This is a genomic window from Aliiruegeria haliotis (assembly GCF_003003255.1).
Taxonomy (GTDB): Bacteria; Pseudomonadota; Alphaproteobacteria; order Rhodobacterales; family Rhodobacteraceae; genus Tropicimonas; species Tropicimonas haliotis.
In genome coordinates this window covers 1-19,747 of record NZ_PVTD01000005.1, presented here as the reverse complement: position 1 = coordinate 19,747, position 19,747 = coordinate 1, and the positions used below count along the sequence as shown (strand labels likewise).

Below are 19,747 nucleotides of genomic sequence, written 5' to 3'. Positions count from 1 at the left end.
AGGATCAAAATGCGCAGTCGGACCGCGCCTGTCGCGGCGCGATCCGGAATCTTTCAGTCCTGTGCCTCAGACGCGACGGCGCTTCGGAGGCCGGCAGCCGTTGTGGGCAATCGGCGACACGTCGCGGATGGACGTGATGTTGAAGCCGATCGCAGCCAGAGCGCGCAGGGCGCTCTCACGGCCGGAACCCGGGCCCTGGACTTCGACTTCCAGCGTCTTCACGCCGTGTTCCTGTGCCTTACGGCCGGCGTCTTCGGCGGCCATCTGAGCGGCATAGGGGGTCGACTTCCGGGAACCCTTGAAGCCCATCGTACCGGCGGACGACCATGCGATCGCATTGCCTTGCACGTCGGAGATCAGGATCTTGGTGTTGTTGAACGAGGAGTTTACGTGAGCAACGCCGGAGGCGATGTTCTTGGAAACCTTGCGCTTTGTTGCGCGACGATCGCGTGCCATCTGTGCTGCCCTCCCTTACTTCTTCTTGCCGGCAATCGGCTTCGCCGGGCCCTTGCGGGTGCGGGCGTTGGTGTGGGTACGCTGGCCGCGCACGGGCAGGTTGCGGCGGTGGCGCAGACCGCGATAGCAGCCCAGGTCCATCAGACGCTTGATGTTCATCTGCGTTTCGCGGCGCAGGTCGCCTTCCACCGTGTAGTTGGCGTCGATGTGCTCGCGGATGGCGAGGACTTCGGCGTCGGACAACTCGTTGACGCGGCGGGTCCGGTCAATACCGACGGCTTCGCAGATGGCTTCGGCGGAGGTGTTGCCAATACCGGTGATATAGGTCAGCGCGATCGGGACGCGCTTGGCGGTCGGGATGTTGACCCCAGCAATACGTGCCAAGAGGAATGTTCCTTCATGGTTGCGGTTCCGTAGCTCCAGAACCTTTTTTCACAACAGAAGCCCGACAGCACGCACGCCACCGGGCCGATTCTTCGCTGATCGGACCTGTGCACTGGATGCGTGGGTGAGGTCAGCGATTCTCGAATGAGAAGCTGTCAAGTAAATGCTAACATGGCGGCCGTCAAGGCCCCCATTCATCGACTGTCAAGGGATTTCGAAATATCCCCCTCCGGACCTGTCGTCGCGCAACGAGGGTCTCAGAGAGCGCGACCGGCGTCAAGCGGCGGCGGCACCCCCTTCGCTGCCACCATCGCCCCGGAAAGAACCGGACCGCAAAGACAGAACAACATGCGGGCCGAAGCGGCGCCCACGGCGTGCTGCGTGTTCGAGCGGGCGCCGTCCGGAAAAAGGTCGCTCCGAAGATCGATGCAGGGACGGGGCCTCTTGTTCTGAAACAGCCCGGCCGTCCTGTGCGACGCGGCGGGCAACGCCGGGGTGCCGCCAGCCGTCGTCCAATATCAGCCCATCGCCTCGGCAATCGATGCGGCGACCTCGTCGATCTCCGCCAGCCCGTCAATCGATTTAAGCTGACCCTTGGCATAGTAGTAGCCGATCAGTGGCGACGTGTTCTTGTAGTACTCCATCAGCCGCGAGCGCAGCGTCTCTTCGTTGTCGTCCGCCCGGCGTTTCATGTTGGTGGAACCACAGACATCGCAAACGCCGTCCCTGGTCGTCGGCTTGGCAGTCTCATGATAGCCCTCACCGCAATCGCCGCAGGTATAGCGGCCGGTGATCCGCGAAACGAGTGCCTCGTCATTGCAGCGCATCTCGATAACCGCGTCGAGCGACAGGCCCACTCGGTCGAGCAGTTCACGCAGTGCATCTGCTTGCGGAAGCGTTCGGGGGAAACCGTCAAAGATGAACCCGCCGCCGCCACCACCGGAGGTCAGTTTTTCCTCGATCAGGCCGATGACGATCTCGTCGGTCACCAGTTCGCCGCGCTCCATCACTTCGGCGACACGTTTGCCCATCTCCGATCCGCTGGCCTTGGCCTCGCGCAACATGTCGCCGGTGGAAAGCTGAACCATGTCCCGTTCCTCGACGAGTTTGCGGGCCTGGGTTCCTTTGCCGGCACCCGGCGGGCCGAGCAGAATGATGTTGGTCATCGACGAGCAAGTCCTTTTCTGGCTGTCGGTCGGCCGTGAGCGAGGCCGGTCCTTCGCTGGCCGCCAAAACGGCAGCCAGACATTTGCTAAAGGATGCCCCACCGGCTGTCCATCGACACGAGCGCGCAGCCGCGCGCCACCTCCATTGACTGTGCCCGGCGCACAGCAACTTCGGCGCCTCGGTCCGCGCCATTCGCTCCGGCGACAGGATGCCATGGGACAGCCAGAAACAAGAAAGGGCGCCCGAAGGCGCCCCATTCACGGTTTTCTCGAAAAGGCCTCAGCGACGGACCGGGCTCTTCCGGCCACGTTTCTTGCCACGCAGGTTCGACTTCTCGATCAGCCCCTCATACTGGTGCGCCAGAAGATGCGATTGGACCTGCTGGATCGTGTCCATTGTGACCGAGACCACGATGAGCACCGAGGTGCCGCCAAAGTAGAACGGAATCGCCAGCTGGCTGCGCAGGATTTCCGGCAGAAGCGCCACGAGAGCGAGGTAGCCGGAGCCGAGAACCAGGACACGGACCACCACATACTCGAGGTATTCGGCGGTTTTCTGACCCGGACGAATGCCCGGCACGAAGCCGTTCTGGTTCTTCAGGTTGTCGGCCACATCATCCACCTTGAACGACACGTTGAGCGTGTAGAAATAGGTGAAGAAGACGATCATGCCCGAGAAGAACAACAGGTAGAGCGGCTGCCCGGGACCGAAATAGGCGAGGATCGTCGACATGACCGGCCCGGTGTTCCCGCCAGAGAAGGTCGAGATCGTCGTCGGCAGCAACAGCAGCGAGGACGCGAAGATGGCCGGGATGACGCCCGCCGGGTTCACCTTGATCGGCAGGTGGCTTGAGCCGCCGTCGTAGACCTTCATGCCGACCTGACGGCGGGGGTACTGAATATGGATCTTGCGAAGCGCCCGCTCCATGAACACCACGAACATCACGAGCCCGATCATCATCAGGATGATGCCGATGATCACTGCCGGGCTGATGGCGCCCGAGCGGCCGGAGGCCAGGAACTGCGCCATGGCGGCGGGAACCTCGGCGATGATGCCGACGAAGATGATGAGCGAGATGCCGTTGCCGACGCCGCGCGCGGTGATCTGCTCACCGAGCCACATCAGGAACATGGTACCACCGACAAGCGTGACGACCGTGGCCGCACGGAAGAACCAGCCCGGATCATGCACCAGGCCACCCGCTTCGAGGCTCACCGCGAGGCCATAAGCCTGGAAGGTGGCCAGGAACACAGTGCCATAGCGTGTGTACTGGTTGATCTTCTTGCGACCCTGCTCGCCTTCTTTCTTCAACTGCTCGAGTTGCGGCACCATGGCCGTCAACAGCTGAATAATGATCGATGCCGAGATATAGGGCATGATGCCGAGGGCAAAGATACCCATCCGCCCGAGCGCACCGCCAGTAAACATGGTCAGGATGCCGCCAAGTCCGGACGCCGCCTGCTCCATGAAGTCTCTCAGCGCGCCACCGTCGATTCCCGGGACGGGAATGTAGGTGCCGAGGCGGTAAACGATCAGAAGGCCGATGGTGAAGAAGATACGCTGGCGAAGCTCAGTGGCCTTGCCCAGCGCAGCCCAACTCATGTTGGCCGCCATTTGCTCTGCTGCAGATGCCATTCGCGGTCTCTCTTGTACGTGCGCCGCCGAACCGTCTTCCGGTCGGCGGCGCTGGAAAACTTGAGTTTAAGTAAGGGGCATTGCCTCCCCCCACAACCTCTTATTCGGCCGACTTCGCGGAAGTGACCGCCAGCGAGCCACCGGCTTTCTCCACTGCCTCGACGGCAGACTTGGATGCGCCGGAGACCTGAAGGTCCACCTTGGCGGAAAACTCGCCCTTGGCGAGCACCCGAACGCCGTCCAGCTTGCGGCGGACGAGACCGGATGCAACGAGCACGTCTTCGGTGATCGGCGCGCCGGCGTCGATCTTGCCGTTGTCGATGAATTTCTGGAGGATGCCGAGGTTGACGACCGCCCAGGACTTCCGGTTCGGCTTGTTGAAGCCGCGCTTCGGAAGACGCATGTAGAGCGGCATCTGGCCACCCTCGTAGCCGTTCAGAGCCACACCCGAGCGGGACTTCTGACCCTTGATACCACGACCGGCGGTCTTGCCCTTGCCGGAACCCGGACCACGGCCAACGCGCTTCTTCGAGGGGGTGGAGCCCGCAGCGGGGCTCAGTTCATTCAGTTTCATGTCGCTTCTCCTAAGCCGGATACGCCCCCATAGCGACTGGAGGGACGACCACGGCGTTTCTTCTTGATTGAGTCGGGTCACGGAGGACCACCGGGGGCGTATAGGCAATCTCGGCCCCGGGATCAACACCCGGCGAACACCAGACACCTGTTACGGTCATTCTTGCCCCGCAAGCACCTTGGCGCGCGCGCAGGCAGCGGATCGCCATCCAAATCTACTGCGCGGCTACTCTTTGGCGCGGGACCAGCAATGAGGATAGCCGAAGCCCCACCGCCACGGCAGGCCGGTGCAGGGACCGCCGCCCAACCTGACGGCCTGGAACATCGCGGTCGCGATAGCCTCATAGGCAAGCCTCACCTGCGGTTCGGTCATTCCATACAGGTCGCGCAAGATGGCATCCCGGTCATCCGCCGTTGCCGCCACGCAAGCCCGCAATGCCTCATCAGCCGAGACCCGCGCCGCGTAGCTTGCTTCCGGGTCGGGGTCGTCGCCTCCGGTGTGATAGGCTCGGTCATGGGTCACACAGCAGGATTCCCAGGGCGGCACACCGTTGTGAGCCTCCGCAAATGCCGGGTATCGCTCCGCGGTATAGGTCCAGAGGCTGGACATTCCGCCCGAGCAACCGTCCGTCACGAAGACATCAGGCTCCGCATCCGGCGTGGTTCGGACGGCCGAAAGCCACTCGTGTGCAGGCAGTTCCACCGCGCGGGAGAGAACACCGGTTGTGAGGCCATCGGCAGAGAGCCCCGACATCGGAAGCGCTGCGAGTGCGGCCGCCGCCGCAAGCAATCTACGGCGAGGCATCACGATACACCTTGTCAGAGACTTTCAGGCCAAGCTGGCTGCCAAGCCCGAGAACCAGCCGTTCGACGGAACTGAGCCCTGCACGCTGCGACAGAACTTCACGGGCGAGCGCCGGTTCGTCGGTGATCAGGCCATCGACGCCAAGGCTGGCCATCTGCGACATGCCCAGCGGGTCATTGACGGTCCAGACATAGATCTCCTTGCCCGCCTCGTGCGCAGCCCGTGTTAGCCGGAGAGACGCCGCCGCCATGTTCACCGCCAGGAAATCTGCCTCCAACGCGGTGACGTTGCCAACCGTCGCCGTCGCCAGCAAACCAACCTTCCACTCCGGGCGCAGTGCCTTCATTTTCTGAACGGCACCGTATTTCAGGGACATGGCCCGGACCTGATCCTGCATGCCGGTCTCCTCGACCACGTCTGCCACGCGCTGCTCCAGCATCCGGTCATGGCCATAGTACTTCAGTTCGATCAGAACCCTGGTGCCACTGTCCTTCGCCAGTTCCAGAACCTCGCGCAGCGTGGGTGTCCGTTCGCCGGAATAATCTTCCTCGTACCAACTGCCGATGTCGATATCGGCCAGCCCGTCGGCCGTTGCGTCCCAGGTCTTCAGGTCCACACCGGCAATCTTCATGAAGTCGCTGTCGTGCATGACGATCACCTCGTCATCGGCGCTTTCCTGAACATCCAGTTCGATCCAATCGGCCTTGTCCTCGATGGCAAGGGCGAAGGAGGCCATGGTGTTCTCCGGCCGCGCACCGGCTGCACCACGATGAGCGATCACCTGTATCTCGTCTTCCGCGGAATGCCCGAGAAGATCGGACCCGCCGCCAATGGCCAATACGACCCCAAGCGCAAGACCTCCAAGCAAGGCTACCCTCAAGGCCGGTTTGTGAGCCGGGGTGGCTTCCTCCGCGGCGCCCGGCCAGCCAGCCGTGTACATGATGAGCTGAGCCAGGGCGCCGGACGTCACCGCCGTGACCAGCAGATTGAGAACGGACCAGAGTGCCAGCAATCCGCCAAAGGCGATAGCCAGACGTCCGAGATCCGCCCCGATCCGACCCGCCATCCAGCCGGCAATCCCATGAGCGGCTGCCAGCGTCATGGCAATCAGCACAGAAGACACCAGTGCCCAGCCACAGACAGCCAGTAGGAACGGCACACGCTGTCCCTGCATCTGGTCGTAGCTTCGCGCAAAGCTCTCTCGCGGCGAGCTTTGATCGAAGAGCACCAGCGGCAAGGCAACGGCCCAGTCCGAGAGCTTGCGAAGCAGCACGATTGCCATGATCGCAAGGAGGATCGCGCCGACCACCAGGACGCGATAGAACTCGGGAGGCTTCTCCGTCAGGTAGTAGTTGATATCGTATTCCGTGAGCCATTGCTGCGCCACCAGCAACACCGCGACAACGAACGGCGCCATGATTACCAAAAGCCGCAGCAGGAACCGGCAGATAAAGTCGATGACCTTCGGCAACCGCGCCAGGATCTTCAAAACACTAGTTTCGAAACGCCGCTGCCCGGTCTGTCGCACATCCTGCGAGATCGCCATCATGAAGGCCAGGTCGAGAACGGCGGCACTCAGAAACAGGCTCGCGACAAGCAAGCCGCAGACGAAACCGACCGGAGAGAGCAGGTAGGCGGCAATGTCGAAATCCGACAATGCAGGTTGCCCGGAGAAAAACAGCGCCGCCCGCAAACCGAGCGCCAGCAATGGCGTCAGGATCGCGTAGACCAGTACCGAGAACACAAGATGGGACAGCAGGAATGGCCACCGAAGCACCCATGCCCCGTGGAAACTGTCGCTCAGCGTACGCATTGGACCGTCTTGCATGACCGCTCCTCCTCCCGTTTCGGCACCCATCGATAGGGCGCGCAGCCGCCCGCTCAGGTCACATTCGTGATCCAGCGGCACTGGTAGGGCGCGAAGGTGATCTTCCCGCGCCCCGCATCGATGGGTTCGTCTGACAGCAGATCCACCCAGGTCTCGCCACCGATCAGGTTGATCGCCCCCACCGGCAGCACGACCTCCTCGTTGGTCACGTTGTGAATGGCAAAGATCGATTGCGCCCGGTCGAGGCTCTGACGCCAGAACCCGAAATACTGGTCCCCAAGATGCAGAGTGAACTGCGTCGCGTTCGGATGGAACCCCTTCTGTCGGATCCGAATGGAGATCCGCCGCTTCATCTCCGCCAGCACCCGGGCGTGGATGCTCTCCGGATCGGCCAGATATCCCCGCAACGTGTCGTAGTCCCAGCGGTGGCGATTGATGGCACGGTTGATGCCGGTCTTCTCGACACCCTCGTGATCATTCGGCGTTCCGATCAACGAGTGGATATAGAAGGCCGGAAGCCCTTCCAGCGCCATGACGATCGTCTGGGAGCAAAGAAAACGCTCCAGTTGCCATTGGTCGGGGCCGGAGACGGTGCCGGCCATGGCGTCAAACCATGTGATGTTCAACTCGTAGGGCTTCTCACCCCCGCCGGGCAGGGATCGCATGGACACCAGCCCGCCAAAATCGCGGACGGCATCCACGAGGGCGTCGGTCTCCTCCTGGCTGAGCAATCCCTCGACCGGGCGCATCCCGATGCCATCGTGACTGGCCGTGAAATTCAGGTAGGCACAGCCGAGCTGTGCTGGCGGCATTGCCATCTGCCAGCGGTTCAGCTCCCGGGCCGTGCCGTTCATCATCGCGTGCAGGATCAACGGCGGCAGTGAGAAGTTGTAGATCGAGTGCGCCTCGTTCATCGCCCCGAAGTAGGAGAGGTTCTCCGCGTTGGGCACGTTGGTCTCCGTCAGCAGTACCACGGGCTCGGAGGCATAGTCGAAGAGCAATCGCATGAGGCGGACGATGGCATGTGTCTGGGGCAGGTGGACGCAACTTGTGCCCAGCTCCTTCCAGATGAATGCCACGGCATCGAGGCGCAGGATGCGGACACCGTTGTCGACATGCAGCCGCATGATCCGAATGAACTCCAGAAGGACTTCAGGATTGGTGAAATCGAGGTCCACCTGGTCGTGACTGAAGGTGCACCAGACATAGCGAGTGCCCATTGCCGTATCGACCTCCCGCAGCAGCGGTGAGGTGCGCGGCCGAACAACGTCGCTCAGGTCGTCGTCCGGCGACGCCTCGAAGAAGAACCTGTCGAACGGCGCATGTCCCTGGCGGTACTCCTGGAACCAGGTCGAGAAACTGGAGACATGGTTAAGCACCAGATCCGACATCAGCCTGAACTCGTCGGCAATGCGGTTGATGTCGGACCAGCTTCCCAGGTTCGAGTTTACGGCGCGATAATCCGTGACCGCGAAGCCGTCATCCGAGGTGAACGGGAAAAAAGGCAGGATATGCACCCCGCTGATCACTCCCGATACGTTTTCCTCAAGGAAGTGGCGCAACAGGTCGAGCGGCTTGTGCGCGCCATCGACGATCGAGTTGCCGTAGGTGATGACCAGCGTATCGGATTCGTCCCACAGGTTGTTGCTGGGCTTGCGGGCCCGCGAACGGGCCTTGCGTCCGTCCGGCCAGAAGGCTTCGACGATCTCCCCTGCCAACCGCTCACGATCTTCCCCGGGATAAATCTGCTCCAGAAGAGCGCCCAGCCGGGCCTGGAATTTGGTACTGGTTCTCTGCATCACGTCCGACCTCGCCTTCCCGAAAGGAAAGCGCCAAAACGCTTTGGAGTTCAAGCGAGATCGGCCCTGTCGGCCGCGTGCTTCGGCTTGCGCGGACGCAATGCCACTGCCATGGGCGTCCCGAGCCCGACCCGCCAGCATTTTCGCCAGAACCGCCACAGCGCCGGTCAAAAAGCACCGCGGCGTTAGTGGCCGGTTCAGCGCACCGGCGCGGCGTTGGTTCACCGGCTTGCCGCCAATGTGGGATCGGAGTCCATCGGAGCGCGGGAGGAAATTGCGCCTGGCCAAGGCCCGAGCCACTGCGCCAAGGGAAAGCCACGCCTCCCTCCGGAAAGGCCCGGCATTCCCCCTTGATCTAAAGTTCACTTGAGGAATTACGATCGCTTCGAATCAAATCTTGGACAGAGGAGACCACCATGCTGAAACGCATTTTCACCCACCGCCGCGACCCGCTTCGCCGGGCACTCGATGAAGAGATCGCCTCGCTCTGCCGCGATCAGCAAATGCGTGGCCTGTCGCTGTCCGGGCACCTGCGCAAGGACGTCGGACTGGATTGCGGATGCACGTACGGACCGGATCCGTGGCAACTCCGATAAAGGCCTGCGCCGATACGAACAGCGGCAACTACGCTCCAGACAAAGGAAAGCGCCCCTCGGTTTCCCGCGGGGCGCTCTCAAGTACCAATGGCTGGGCCTGTCAGCCGCGCTCTTCGATGATCTCTACGAGGTGCGGGATCTTGGCAACCATTCCGCGGATGGAAGGGGTATCTTCCAGTTCGCGGGTCTTGTGCATCTTGTTCAGGCCCAGGCCGATCAGCGTCTGGCGCTGGACGGCGGGGCGGCGGATCGGGGAACCGATCTGCTTCACAACGATGGTCTTGGCCATGTGTCGCTACTCCTTACGCTTCAGCCGGCGCTTCGGCGGCGTCGGCGGGTGCCTCGGCAGCAGGAGCGGCATCTTCGGGCTTCTTCAGAATATCAGCCACCTTCTTGCCGCGACGCTGCGCGACCATGCGGGGGCTGGATTCCTTCTTGAGACCGTCGATGGTGGCACGGATCATGTTGTAGGGGTTCTGCGTGCCAATCGACTTGGCAACGACGTCGTGAACACCCAGCATCTCGAACACGGCACGCATGGGACCACCGGCAATGATACCGGTACCCTGCGGGGCGGTGCGCATGACGACGCGCCCGGCACCGTGGCGACCCTCGATGTCGTGGTGAAGGGTACGGCCCTCACGCAGCGGCACGCGGATCATCTGGCGCTTGGCTTGCTCTGTGGCTTTGCGGATGGCCTCGGGGACCTCCTTCGCCTTGCCCTTGCCGAAGCCGACGCGGCCCTTCTGGTCGCCAACAACCACGAGCGCGGCAAAGCCGAAACGCTTACCACCCTTGACGGTCTTGGAGACGCGGTTGATCGCAACCAGGCGATCGGCGAATTCCGGGGTCTCGTCACGGTCGCGACGGTTGCCCCGGCGTTGGTTGGGTTCTCTTGCCATTCGGCATTCCTTTTCTCATGGGCCGCTCACGGCCACGATTGTCTCAATCCAGGTGAGCCACCCCCGCAGGCGAACGCGGCTCCCGGATCATCGGGAGGGCCCGGGGGCCCTCCGCAGGGTTCAGAACTTCAGTCCGCCTTCACGGGCAGCGTCGGCCAGAGCCTTCACTTTTCCGTGGAAGAGGAAGCCTCCGCGGTCGAAGTAGCACTCTTCGACACCGGCCTTCTTGGCGCGCTCTGCAATCGCGGTGCCCACCTTGCCGGCGGCTTCCACGTTGTTCTTGCCAACGATGCCGAGATCCTTCTCCAGCGAGGAGGCGGACGCCAGGGTCTTGCCCTGGACATCGTCGATCAGCTGAGCGCTGATGTTCTTGCCCGAGCGGTGCACCGAAAGGCGCAGCTTGCCGGGGTTCGATTTGCGAAGTTTGTTCCGGACGCGCAGGCGGCGCTTCAGGAACAGGGTCCGTTTGCTGTTTGCCATTTCTCTCGTCCTTACTTCTTCTTGCCTTCCTTGCGGAAGATGAACTCGCCAGCGTAGCGAATGCCCTTGCCCTTGTAGGGCTCCGGCTTGCGCCACTCGCGAATGTTCGCCGCGACCTGGCCGACCTGCTGGGGGTCGATGCCCTCAACTACGATCTGCGTCGGCTTTGGACAGGTGACGGTGATGCCGGTCGGAACCGGGAACTCAACGTCATGCGACAGACCGAGGTTCAGCTTCAGCGTGTTGCCCTGCATCTGGGCACGGTAACCGACACCCTGAATCTCGAGCTCTTTCTTGAAGCCTTCGGTAACGCCGGTGACGAGGTTGCCGACCATGGTGCGGGACATGCCCCACTGCTGGCGGGCACGCTTGGACTTGCCACGCGGCTCGACGACAACCTGGTTGTCCTCGACTGCGAGCGTCACATCATCGGTGGCGTTGAAGCTCAGGGTGCCTTTCGGACCCTTCACCTCGATGGTCTGACCGGAGAGAGACGCGGAGACACCCGACGGCAGCTCGACCGGTTTCTTGCCAATACGAGACATTCCTGACCTCCTTAGAAGACGGTGCAGAGAACTTCGCCACCAACATTGTTGGAGCGAGCCGCTGCATCCGACATCACGCCCTTGGACGTGGAGACGATGGAGACGCCCAGGCCCTGACGGACCGAGGGAATGTCACCAACCGACATGTACACACGACGACCGGGCTTCGAGACGCGCTTGAGCTCGCGAATGACCGGAGTACCGTCGAAGTACTTGAGGCTGATTTCGATTTCGGGGTGCTGAGAGTCCTCAACCTTCTCGTAGCCACGGATGTAGCCCTCGTCGGCCAGCACATCCAGAACCCAGGCACGAAGCTTGGACGCAGGGGTGCGAACCGTGGACTTGCCGCGCATCTGAGCGTTGCGGATACGGGTCAGCATATCACCAAGAGGATCGTTCATTTTATCTCCTCCTTACCAGCTGGACTTGACCATGCCGGGGATCTTGCCTTCGGAGGCGAGGTCCCGCAGCGCGATCCGCGACATCTTCAGCTTACGGTAGTAAGCCTTCGGACGGCCCGAGACCTGGCAACGGTTGTGCAGGCGTGTGGCCGAGGAATTGCGGGGCAGTTTGGCCAGCTTCAGCCGGGCCTTGAACCGCTCTTCCATCGGACGCTCTTCGTCATTCGCGATCTCTTTCAGCGCCGCGCGCTTGGTGGCGTACTTCTCCACCAGCTGCTGCCGCTTCTTCTCGCGTTCGAGCATTGCTTTCTTAGCCATAGGTCAGGTCCCTCAGCTGTTGAACGGCATGTTGAAATGCTTCAACAGCGCCTTGGCTTCCGCATCCGTCGGAGCGGAGGTGCAGATAACGATGTCCAGACCCCAGGCCTCGTCGACCTTGTCGAAGTCGATCTCGGGGAAGACGATGTGTTCCTTGAGGCCCATGGCGTAGTTGCCACGACCGTCGAACGACTTGCCGGAGACGCCGCGGAAGTCGCGGACGCGCGGCAGCGCGACGGTGATCAGGCGATCGAGGAATTCGTACATCCGGTCACCGCGGAGGGTCACCTTGGCGCCGAGCGGCATGCCTTCACGCACGCGGAAGGTCGCGATCGACTTCTTGGCCTTGGTCACGACGGCCTGCTGGCCCGCAATGGCGGTCAGATCGTCCGCAGCGCCCTTGGCTTTCTTGGAGTCTTTCACCGACTCGGTGCCCGCACCGATGTTCAGGACGATCTTTTCCAGCTTCGGGATCATCATCTCGTTCTTGTACGAGAATTCTTCCTTCATCGCGGCACGGATCGTTTCGGCGTAGAACGCCTTGAGACGCGGGGTGTAGTTGGCAGTATCGAGCATCAGATCACGTCCCCCGTGGTCTTGGCGAAGCGGACCTTCTTGCCGTCTTCCTCACGGAAACCGACGCGGGTCGCCTTGCCGTTGGCATCGACCAGAGCAAGATTGCTCAGATCGATCGGCACGGCCTTGGCCACGCGGCCACCCTGGCTCGTCTGCGTCTGGCGCGTGTGACGAACGGCAATGTTGATGCCTTCGACAACAGCCTTGCCGGTCTTCGGGGACACGGCCTGGATCTCACCAGTCTTGCCCTTGTCCTTGCCAGCGAGCACGACGACCTTGTCGCCCTTTTTCAGTTTGGCAGCCATCTTACAGCACCTCCGGGGCGAGCGAGATGATCTTCATGAAGTTCTTCGCACGCAGCTCGCGCACGACCGGTCCGAAGATACGGGTACCGATCGGCTCGCCGTTGTTGCCGAGGATGACGGCAGCGTTACGGTCGAAGCGGATGGCGGTGCCGTCTTCGCGACGCACTTCCTTTGCGGTCCGGACGACGACGGCTTTGCGCACGTCACCCTTCTTCACACGGCCACGCGGGATGGCTTCCTTGACCGACACCACGATGATGTCGCCCACGGATGCGTATTTCCGCTTGGAGCCGCCGAGGACCTTGATGCACTGAACCCGGCGAGCACCGGAGTTGTCAGCGACATCCAGATTGGTCTGCATCTGGATCATTAGGTTTCTCCCGACCTTTGGGGGATGTTCTTGCTCTTCCCCCCAGGGTTTCGATCAAACTGAGCGTGAGACCGGCTTACGCCGAAATCACCTCCCAGCGCTTGGTCTTCGAGATCGGCGCGCATTCCTGGATGCGGACTTGATCGCCGGTCTTGAATTCGTTTTTCGCGTCATGGGCGCGATACTTCTTCGACGAACGGATCGTCTTGTGCAGAAGCGGGTGCTTGTAGCGACGCTCGACAAGGACGGTTACGGTCTGCTCGTTCTTGTCGCTGGTGACGGTGCCGGTAAGGATACGCTTGGGCATTGATTAAGCCTCCGCTGCGGCCGACGCCGCCTTTTCGTTCAGAACAGTCATCACACGCGCGATGTCACGACGAACCTGACGGGTGCGCGCGGTGTTTTCCATGGCGCCCGTTGCCTGCTGAAACCGCAGGTTGAAGGCTTCTTTCTTCAGATCGGTCAGTTTCTCGCGGAGCTGGTCCGGAGTCTGATCACGAAGTTCGGTGGCGTTCATCGCCATTTCCTTTCTCAAAACGTCAGTGAGCCCCTGGAATTGATACAGGGTCACTCGGGACCTGACGGATGATTAGACTTGGTCGCACGAATCCCGTCATCGGGAATCCGCAGGATGCCGCTCTATAAGGGTGAGTATCGGTGAGGGCAACAAAAAAGGGGGGCCTGCGCAAGAAATGCTGCCACGCCGCCCAACACTGCACCTTCGACGTGGCCGGCAGGCGTGCTGGACTGGCCTCCGGTCCGTGCGAACGCGGTCATCCCGCAACGCGAAGACGGCTGCCACCGGCCTAGGCACCGCGACCTCGGCGTCTAGGCCCAGGCGTAGTTGAAGCTGACACTGATACGCTCTTCCTCGGCCATGTTCATCGGCACCTCGTGGCGCAGCCAGCTCTCCCAGAGCAGCACGTCACCGACCTTCGGTTTCGCATAAATGAAAGTCTGTAGCTCGCGCCGTGCGGTTTTGAGCCGTGCTGGCGCTGCCATCATCCGCCCCGACCGCGGGTCTTCCAGCTTCAGCGCGCTGGCGCCTTCGGGCATCGAAACATAGGTCGTGCCGCTGATGACGGAATGCGGGTGGAGGTGGGACGAATGTGTGCCGCCCTCCGGCAGGATGTTGATCCAGAGATCCTCCAGCTTCAACGTCCGCCCATCGAGGTCGAACTCAAGATCTTCGGCGAACTTCGCCACATGCTGGTCGAGCACTTCGACCAGGTCGGCAAAGATCGGGAACCGCCACGGCAGATCGGTCAGCGAGGCATAGCTGGTGTAGCCCGGATAGCCGTTCTGCTCACACCATTCCTGCCCGGCCTCGTCGTCCTCGGCGACGACAAGGCAGGAGTTTTCCATCTCTACCGGGTCGATTGGCTTGCCGAGTTCCTTCAACTCGGCGCGGTAGAGACGGGTGACGAAGAGGGATTCTATCTGGGCCATTGGATCCTCGGCGGCGGTACGGTCAGGGAGCGCAATAGCCGGATCGGGGGCCGAAGGGAAACCCTCTTGAGAAACGTCGCTTCAAGCTTCGCGGCCCGAAAGCGGCCAGCAGGGACGGGTTCGCCGGGAATGCCCCGCATGTGTGGCCAACCTATTGGCCAACAGGTGATTGGCGATCCAGGGTCTGTTTGACCTCCAAGGTTGTTCGCCGCAGGCGACGGGCGAGGCGCCGGGCCACCAGCCGGTGAAAATCCGCGGCGAACCCCGGGCTCAGCGCATCAGCCTCGTCGATATGGGCCAGATCAATGCGCATGAGCCGCGACGATCCGATCGAGGAGACCGTCGCGGTGCGCTCGACCTCTCCATAGGACGCGATCTCTCCGATCAGAGATCCCGGAAGAAAGCGGGCGACTTCCAGGTCATTGGGCCCGCTCATGCTGATCGTCGCCCTCACTTGCCCCTGCAACAGGACGAATATGCCGTTGGTGCAGTCGTTCTGCCGGAGCACGATATCTCCATCGGAGCAGTCCAGAGTCTTGAACATCGATGCGAGGTCGAGCGCCGGGTGGCGCCGTGCCAGCTCGTCCAGAAAGGGCAGCCCGTCGACATCGGCGGCTGGTGGGGTCTGGGCAAGAATGCGTTCCTCGGCAACCTCCAAGGCATCATTCAAGGTCGGGTAGTGGACCAGCCGTCTTTCGCTGTGGTGGATATTGAAGCGCGCGATCCTGTCGGCAACAAAGGCCGAACACCCGGAAAGCGCGAGTTCAATTCCACGTGCATCGCAATCCGAGCGCATCCGGTTCAGGTTCAGAATCGTCGAAGAATCGATTCCCGAGACATGGTTGAAGTCAAGAATGAGCATATCCAGAGCGACCGGCGTATTGATGCGCTGCCAGATGGCCTTTCGCAGCCCGGCACCCGACCCGAAGAACAGATGCCCGGCCAGTTCAACCACCAGAACCCGATCTCCGGCCCCGCTCAAACATGTCGCCTGCGGCGCGCTCCGCTCGACGGTCGACCGGCGTTCGCGAAGATCGGACACAGACCGCACGATATTCAACCGGGCATAGGAGACGATGAAAACGACGACCGAGGCGCACAGACCAAAGGCAAGCGCTTCCAGAAAGCCGATCGTCGCCGCAACGGCGAGGGTCAGCAGAATCACGAGAAAATCCTGCCATGGCAATTTCTGGCGTTCATGCCAGAGCCAGGTGCGCAGCAGATCGAGGCCAAGGAAGGCGACGACGGCGGCGAGCAACCCCTTGGGCATCAGCGCAAGCACGTCGGCACCAAACAGAAAGGTGACAAGACAGGTCAGCGCGGCGCTGACGCCTGCGGCCGTTCCCTTCAACCCGATGCGCCAGGCAAAGATGGTCTCTCCGAGCAGGGGATAGCCCACCAACCCACCGACACCACCTGTCGCGATATTGGTGACCCCGATGGTGCGGAGGTCCCGGTCGATTTCGAGATCTTCCCCAATGGTCAGCTCCAATCCCGTCAGGTTGAGCATGCCACCAAGGAGCGTCATCCCGATGACCGCGAGCAACACCGGCACCTGCGTTGCAATTGCCGGCCAATCCGTCAGGGACGGGCTGACCCTGCCGATCTCGCCCAGGAACCCTGCTTCGGGAAACGGTCCCAGTAGCCAGCCCCGTGCCTCGGCGCCCTCCAGGCCAATTCCGGCTGCATATATATAAACGAAGAACGCCGCGGCGGCACCGAGGATGCAGACAGGCAAAGTGTGGTTTCCCGGTACCTTTCGTATTGCGACATCCATGGCGCCACCAAGGATCACCCACGGCGCCCAGGCTGCGAGGTTCTGTGGCGCAAGGATGAAGCCCATATCCCAGATTGTCACGTTCCGGCCGAGGACAAGGCCGATCGCTCCCATGGTGAGGAAATAGCCGGTTGAGGCAAGGAAGGCGCCCAGCACCGGGTAGGGTGTAAATCGAGCGAGGAAGCTGACCTTGATCGTCCCGAGGATGACACACACGGCACCCGCTGCGACCGCGGCAATGGCAACCATCATGAAAACGGTCGTGTAGAGCACCTCGGGATCAGCCGATACCGGCCCCGCCGCAATCGTCGCCGCAGCGCCGGCCAACAGGATTGCAGTGATATCCTGCGGTTGCCCGATGGTCCCGCGATAGGAAAACAGAAAGGCGCCGATGGCGGCCATGATCGATGCGCCCAACAGGGTGTGCGCAATACCGCGCTCAAGGAACGGCGCCAGCCTGTCGTTGTAAATAATCGCGGCAAACGAGATCGCGAAGACAACCGAGGTCAGCCCCACAAGTGTGCCGCTCAGAACCAGTCCGATTGGTCCGACCCGGCTGTGCGCGTTGTCTGCTGTCTGTGCCATCTGGGCTCCGGGCGACGTGTCATGCCTGCCATCACGAGTGAATGGGAAACACCAAGATTGAAGCAGACAATTATCGCCTTCGATCTGTCAACAAGGATATCGGACGCCCTACGGGATGCCGGAATGCCCGATGATGCCCGGATTGCCTGCGAACGGCGCAGGCCAGCGTCCTTTTTCTGACCTGTTGAACAGGCTTGCAAAAGGTCCGCGCCGCCCTCGGTGACCCGACACGATGTCTGGCCGTTTCACGCCCCACATACCGTAGCGATCACGGAACTCCAAAAGACCACGCCAAGGGCACATCGCCATGTCCGGGCGATGCCCGACAGTGCCCAAAAGCCTGCGGGCGCCCGATACTGGCGCGCATGGGATTGCCATTGCCGGATTGCGGCCATGCACAGGTTCGACCCAAGCGAATGCAAAGGCCCCAACTGCGTGTCCCTTCGCCACCGGCTGCCCGTCGCCAAAGCCGACCTCCCGCCGGTTTTCCATGCGCACCTGTGGCCATGCCCGCGGTCGAATGCACCGTGCACACCTCTTCGCGTCGTCGGCAGATCACGGCGACGTGAGCGATATCGCTCCAGCGAACCTTGCCATTTCTGGCGTGTCAGGTCTCCATGTCGCGGCACAGGACAGAAAGGAACGCCATGAAACATCTTGGCCTGGCGACAGCGCTTCTTGCGCTGGTCGGAACGCAATCCGTCGCCGAGGACTTCAAGTGGGCCGGGACGACCGACCCCCAGACGTTGGATCCCCACGCGGTCAATTCGACACCGGTTCTCGGCTTTCTCAACAACGTCTACGAAGGCCTTGTCCGTCGTGGAAAGGACATGAAGATCGAGCCAGCGCTCGCAACAAGCTGGGAGCCGATCGGCGACGGCGAAGGTTGGCGCTTCACGCTGCGCGAGGGGGTCACATTCCACGATGGCGCCACCTTTGATGCCGAAGACGTGCTCTTCTCCTACGAGCGCGCCTCGGGCGAGTCCGCCGATACCCGTAGCTGGTTTGCCCCCGTCTCATCCGTCGAGGTCGTCGACCCCTACACTATCGACATCCTGACCACCGCGCCCAACCCGATCTTTCCCGACTCCATCGCCAACTGGATGATCATGGACAAGGGTTGGGCCGAGGCGAACGGGTCCGCAGCACCCGACAAGGAAAACGGCAACTTCGCGACGCTGAACGCCAATGGAACCGGCGCGTTCAAGGTGACCTCGCGGGAGACCGGGTTGAAGACGATCCTCGAACCGCATGCCGATTGGTGGGGCGAGGTCGAACACAATATCACTCGCGCCGAATTCACACCGATCCAGAACCCGGCCACCGCGGTTGCCGCTCTGCTCTCCGGCGCGGTCGATCTTATCAACCCGGTGCCGATCCAGGATGCCGCGCGACTGTCCGAGAATCCGGATGTGAAGATCATTCAGGGTATCGAAGCCCGTGTCATCATGCTTGGCTTCGGACACGAGGCCGATGAACTGAAGTTCACCGCCGATGCCGGCAAGCCAAATCCGTTCAAGGACGTCAAGGTCCGGCAGGCGGTTGCGCAGGCCGTGAATGTCCCGGCGATCCTTCAAACCATCATGCGGGGCAATGCCGAACCCGCCAGCCAACTGGTCAGCCCGGCAATGCGCGGGTACTCGGAGGCACATTCGGAGCGTCCGGCATTCGATGTCGACGCCGCGAAAGCCCTGCTGGCGGAGGCCGGTTACCCGGATGGGTTCTCCTTTGGCCTGAAGTGCCCCAACAATCGCTACCTCAACGATGAGGCTGTCTGTCAGGCCGTGGTCAGCTTGTTGGCACAAGTCGGCATCACCGCCGAACTCGATGCCATGCCGGTGCAGAACTACTGGCCGGAACTGCGCGCGGACAACTTCGACATGTACTTGCTTGGCTGGTCGCCAGGCACGTTCGATGCCGAGCATCCGCTGCGGTTTCTCGCCTCGACGCCGAACCCCGACAAGAAGCTCGGAAGCTGGAACTTCGGTGGCTATTCCAATGCCCGCATCGATGAGTTGCTGCCGATGATCCAGTCAGAGATCGACGACACCAAGCGACAGGCAATGCTGGATGAGGCCGCGACGATCCTGCAAGAGGAGGTCGCCTATGTGCCGCTCTACGTCCAGCCTCTCGTCTGGGGCGTACGCTCGAATATCGAGCTTACCCAGCGGCCGGACAACTTCTTCATCCTGCGCTGGGTGACCGTGAACTGAACCCGGTCGTGAATGACGGAAATCGCCGCCTCTCTTTGGGCGGCGGTTCCCCGCAAGGCTGTGCCGATCTTGGGCAATAGCTGTTTGCGGTGGATCGCAAGCCGCCAAGTCAAGACAGCGTGGGTTGCAATCATTTCATATACGAGTTGACTTGACCAAAAATGAATTTTTGGTATGAGTTCTGCTGTGCTCGAAAGACGATGATCGGACGAGGAGCAGGTGTTGTAGCGAAACTTCCGCAAGCGGCTGTTGGACCATTGGATGTGAGGGCCAGACACCTCCGCGCGGCCGAAGTGTCGCTGTCTTCCCTGCTGGTCCAATTCCACGAACCGTCGGCGGAGTAGTCATTCCCGGAGCGATCGACACGGTCGCACGGGAGACTGGATATCGATGCAGTGTGTGGTGCTCCGAGCCACTGCGTCACTGAGGATCGTGGTCGGCGTCGGTGAATCGGAGCATGAGAGATGGCAGGGGCAGAACTGCACCCTGCGGCCTGAAAGGAAAGAACGATGTCGATTTTGGCGGCCTATTATCGTGGCGAGAAGACGTTCGAGGTTACGGAGATCGCGGCTGAGGCTCCCGG

General features: G+C 61.7%; 23 protein-coding genes. 2 read left to right on the top strand and 21 right to left on the bottom strand.

All coding sequences use genetic code 11. The features are described from left to right. Positions 1-66: 66 nt before the first annotated feature. The 8 genes from rpsK to CLV78_RS13105 form a co-directional block, all read right to left on the bottom strand. A complete protein-coding gene (gene rpsK / locus CLV78_RS13140) occupies positions 67-456 on the bottom strand; it encodes a 30S ribosomal protein S11 (RefSeq protein ID WP_106205292.1) in 390 nt (129 codons plus the stop codon). Between the two features lie 15 nt (positions 457-471). Further along, complete coding sequence (gene rpsM / locus CLV78_RS13135) at positions 472-840, bottom strand: 30S ribosomal protein S13 (protein ID WP_106205291.1); 369 nt, start codon at positions 838-840, stop codon at positions 472-474. Between the two features lie 518 nt (positions 841-1,358). Then, positions 1,359-2,006, bottom strand: a complete 648-nt coding sequence (locus tag CLV78_RS13130; protein WP_106205290.1) for an adenylate kinase — start codon at positions 2,004-2,006, stop codon at positions 1,359-1,361. Positions 2,007-2,286: 280 nt separating this feature from the next. After that, positions 2,287-3,642, bottom strand: coding sequence for a preprotein translocase subunit SecY (secY, locus tag CLV78_RS13125; protein WP_106205289.1), 1,356 nt, complete (start codon positions 3,640-3,642; stop codon positions 2,287-2,289). A gap of 100 nt (positions 3,643-3,742) precedes the next feature. Beyond that, entirely contained in the window at positions 3,743-4,216 is a 474-nt protein-coding gene (rplO, locus tag CLV78_RS13120; protein ID WP_106205288.1) for a 50S ribosomal protein L15, read from the bottom strand. Between the two features lie 225 nt (positions 4,217-4,441). Next, positions 4,442-5,020: a hypothetical protein gene (locus tag CLV78_RS13115; protein ID WP_106205287.1), complete on the bottom strand. Its 579-nt coding sequence runs from the start codon at positions 5,018-5,020 to the stop codon at positions 4,442-4,444. Beyond that, positions 5,007-6,848 (bottom strand): glycerophosphodiester phosphodiesterase family protein, encoded by a 1,842-nt coding sequence (locus tag CLV78_RS13110; RefSeq protein ID WP_158263518.1) that lies wholly within the window; start codon positions 6,846-6,848, stop codon positions 5,007-5,009. Before CLV78_RS13110 ends, CLV78_RS13115 begins: the two co-directional genes overlap by 14 nt. Before the next feature lie 53 nt (positions 6,849-6,901). Beyond that, positions 6,902-8,647: an alpha-amylase family glycosyl hydrolase gene (locus CLV78_RS13105; RefSeq protein ID WP_106205285.1), complete on the bottom strand. Its 1,746-nt coding sequence runs from the start codon at positions 8,645-8,647 to the stop codon at positions 6,902-6,904. A 416-nt stretch (positions 8,648-9,063) separates the two neighbouring features. Between CLV78_RS13105 and CLV78_RS13100 the strand changes: the two genes are divergently transcribed. Then, the gene (locus tag CLV78_RS13100) at positions 9,064-9,243 is read left to right on the top strand and encodes a hypothetical protein (RefSeq protein ID WP_106205284.1); all 180 of its coding nucleotides are present in this window, start codon (positions 9,064-9,066) and stop codon (positions 9,241-9,243) included. Positions 9,244-9,343: 100 nt separating this feature from the next. Here CLV78_RS13100 and rpmD read toward each other — a convergent pair whose 3' ends face one another. From rpmD to CLV78_RS13035, 13 genes are all read right to left on the bottom strand, one after another. Next, positions 9,344-9,532: a 50S ribosomal protein L30 gene (gene rpmD / locus CLV78_RS13095; protein ID WP_106205283.1), complete on the bottom strand. Its 189-nt coding sequence runs from the start codon at positions 9,530-9,532 to the stop codon at positions 9,344-9,346. 13 nt (positions 9,533-9,545) lie between these two features. Further along, positions 9,546-10,145 carry a 30S ribosomal protein S5 gene (gene rpsE, locus CLV78_RS13090; protein ID WP_106205282.1) on the bottom strand — a complete coding sequence of 200 codons (600 nt, stop codon included), beginning with the start codon at positions 10,143-10,145 and terminating at the stop codon, positions 9,546-9,548. Positions 10,146-10,265: 120 nt separating this feature from the next. Then, positions 10,266-10,625 carry a 50S ribosomal protein L18 gene (rplR, locus tag CLV78_RS13085; RefSeq protein ID WP_106205281.1) on the bottom strand — a complete coding sequence of 120 codons (360 nt, stop codon included), beginning with the start codon at positions 10,623-10,625 and terminating at the stop codon, positions 10,266-10,268. Between the two features lie 11 nt (positions 10,626-10,636). After that, positions 10,637-11,170: a 50S ribosomal protein L6 gene (gene rplF / locus CLV78_RS13080; RefSeq protein WP_106205280.1), complete on the bottom strand. Its 534-nt coding sequence runs from the start codon at positions 11,168-11,170 to the stop codon at positions 10,637-10,639. Positions 11,171-11,181: 11 nt separating this feature from the next. Beyond that, a complete protein-coding gene (rpsH, locus tag CLV78_RS13075) occupies positions 11,182-11,571 on the bottom strand; it encodes a 30S ribosomal protein S8 (RefSeq protein ID WP_106205279.1) in 390 nt (129 codons plus the stop codon). Positions 11,572-11,583: 12 nt separating this feature from the next. Further along, a complete protein-coding gene (gene rpsN, locus CLV78_RS13070; protein ID WP_106205278.1) occupies positions 11,584-11,889 on the bottom strand; it encodes a 30S ribosomal protein S14 in 306 nt (101 codons plus the stop codon). A 12-nt stretch (positions 11,890-11,901) separates the two neighbouring features. After that, positions 11,902-12,465, bottom strand: coding sequence for a 50S ribosomal protein L5 (rplE, locus tag CLV78_RS13065; protein ID WP_106205277.1), 564 nt, complete (start codon positions 12,463-12,465; stop codon positions 11,902-11,904). Then, positions 12,465-12,770, bottom strand: coding sequence for a 50S ribosomal protein L24 (gene rplX, locus CLV78_RS13060; protein WP_106205276.1), 306 nt, complete (start codon positions 12,768-12,770; stop codon positions 12,465-12,467). Before rplX ends, rplE begins: the two co-directional genes overlap by 1 nt. Position 12,771: 1 nt before the next feature. Then, positions 12,772-13,140, bottom strand: a complete 369-nt coding sequence (gene rplN, locus CLV78_RS13055) for a 50S ribosomal protein L14 (RefSeq protein ID WP_068315491.1) — start codon at positions 13,138-13,140, stop codon at positions 12,772-12,774. A gap of 76 nt (positions 13,141-13,216) precedes the next feature. Continuing rightward, on the bottom strand, positions 13,217-13,447 hold the full coding sequence (gene rpsQ, locus CLV78_RS13050; RefSeq protein WP_106205275.1) for a 30S ribosomal protein S17: 231 nt from the start codon (positions 13,445-13,447) through the stop codon (positions 13,217-13,219). 3 nt (positions 13,448-13,450) lie between these two features. Further along, complete coding sequence (rpmC, locus tag CLV78_RS13045; RefSeq protein WP_106205274.1) at positions 13,451-13,657, bottom strand: 50S ribosomal protein L29; 207 nt, start codon at positions 13,655-13,657, stop codon at positions 13,451-13,453. A 311-nt stretch (positions 13,658-13,968) separates the two neighbouring features. Beyond that, positions 13,969-14,589: a 2OG-Fe(II) oxygenase family protein gene (locus CLV78_RS13040; RefSeq protein WP_106205273.1), complete on the bottom strand. Its 621-nt coding sequence runs from the start codon at positions 14,587-14,589 to the stop codon at positions 13,969-13,971. 151 nt (positions 14,590-14,740) lie between these two features. Beyond that, positions 14,741-16,951, bottom strand: coding sequence for an SLC26A/SulP transporter family protein (locus tag CLV78_RS13035; protein WP_106205272.1), 2,211 nt, complete (start codon positions 16,949-16,951; stop codon positions 14,741-14,743). 647 nt (positions 16,952-17,598) lie between these two features. Between CLV78_RS13035 and CLV78_RS13030 the strand changes: the two genes are divergently transcribed. Continuing rightward, positions 17,599-19,164, top strand: a complete 1,566-nt coding sequence (locus tag CLV78_RS13030) for an ABC transporter substrate-binding protein (RefSeq protein ID WP_106205271.1) — start codon at positions 17,599-17,601, stop codon at positions 19,162-19,164. Positions 19,165-19,747: the final 583 nt, after the last annotated feature.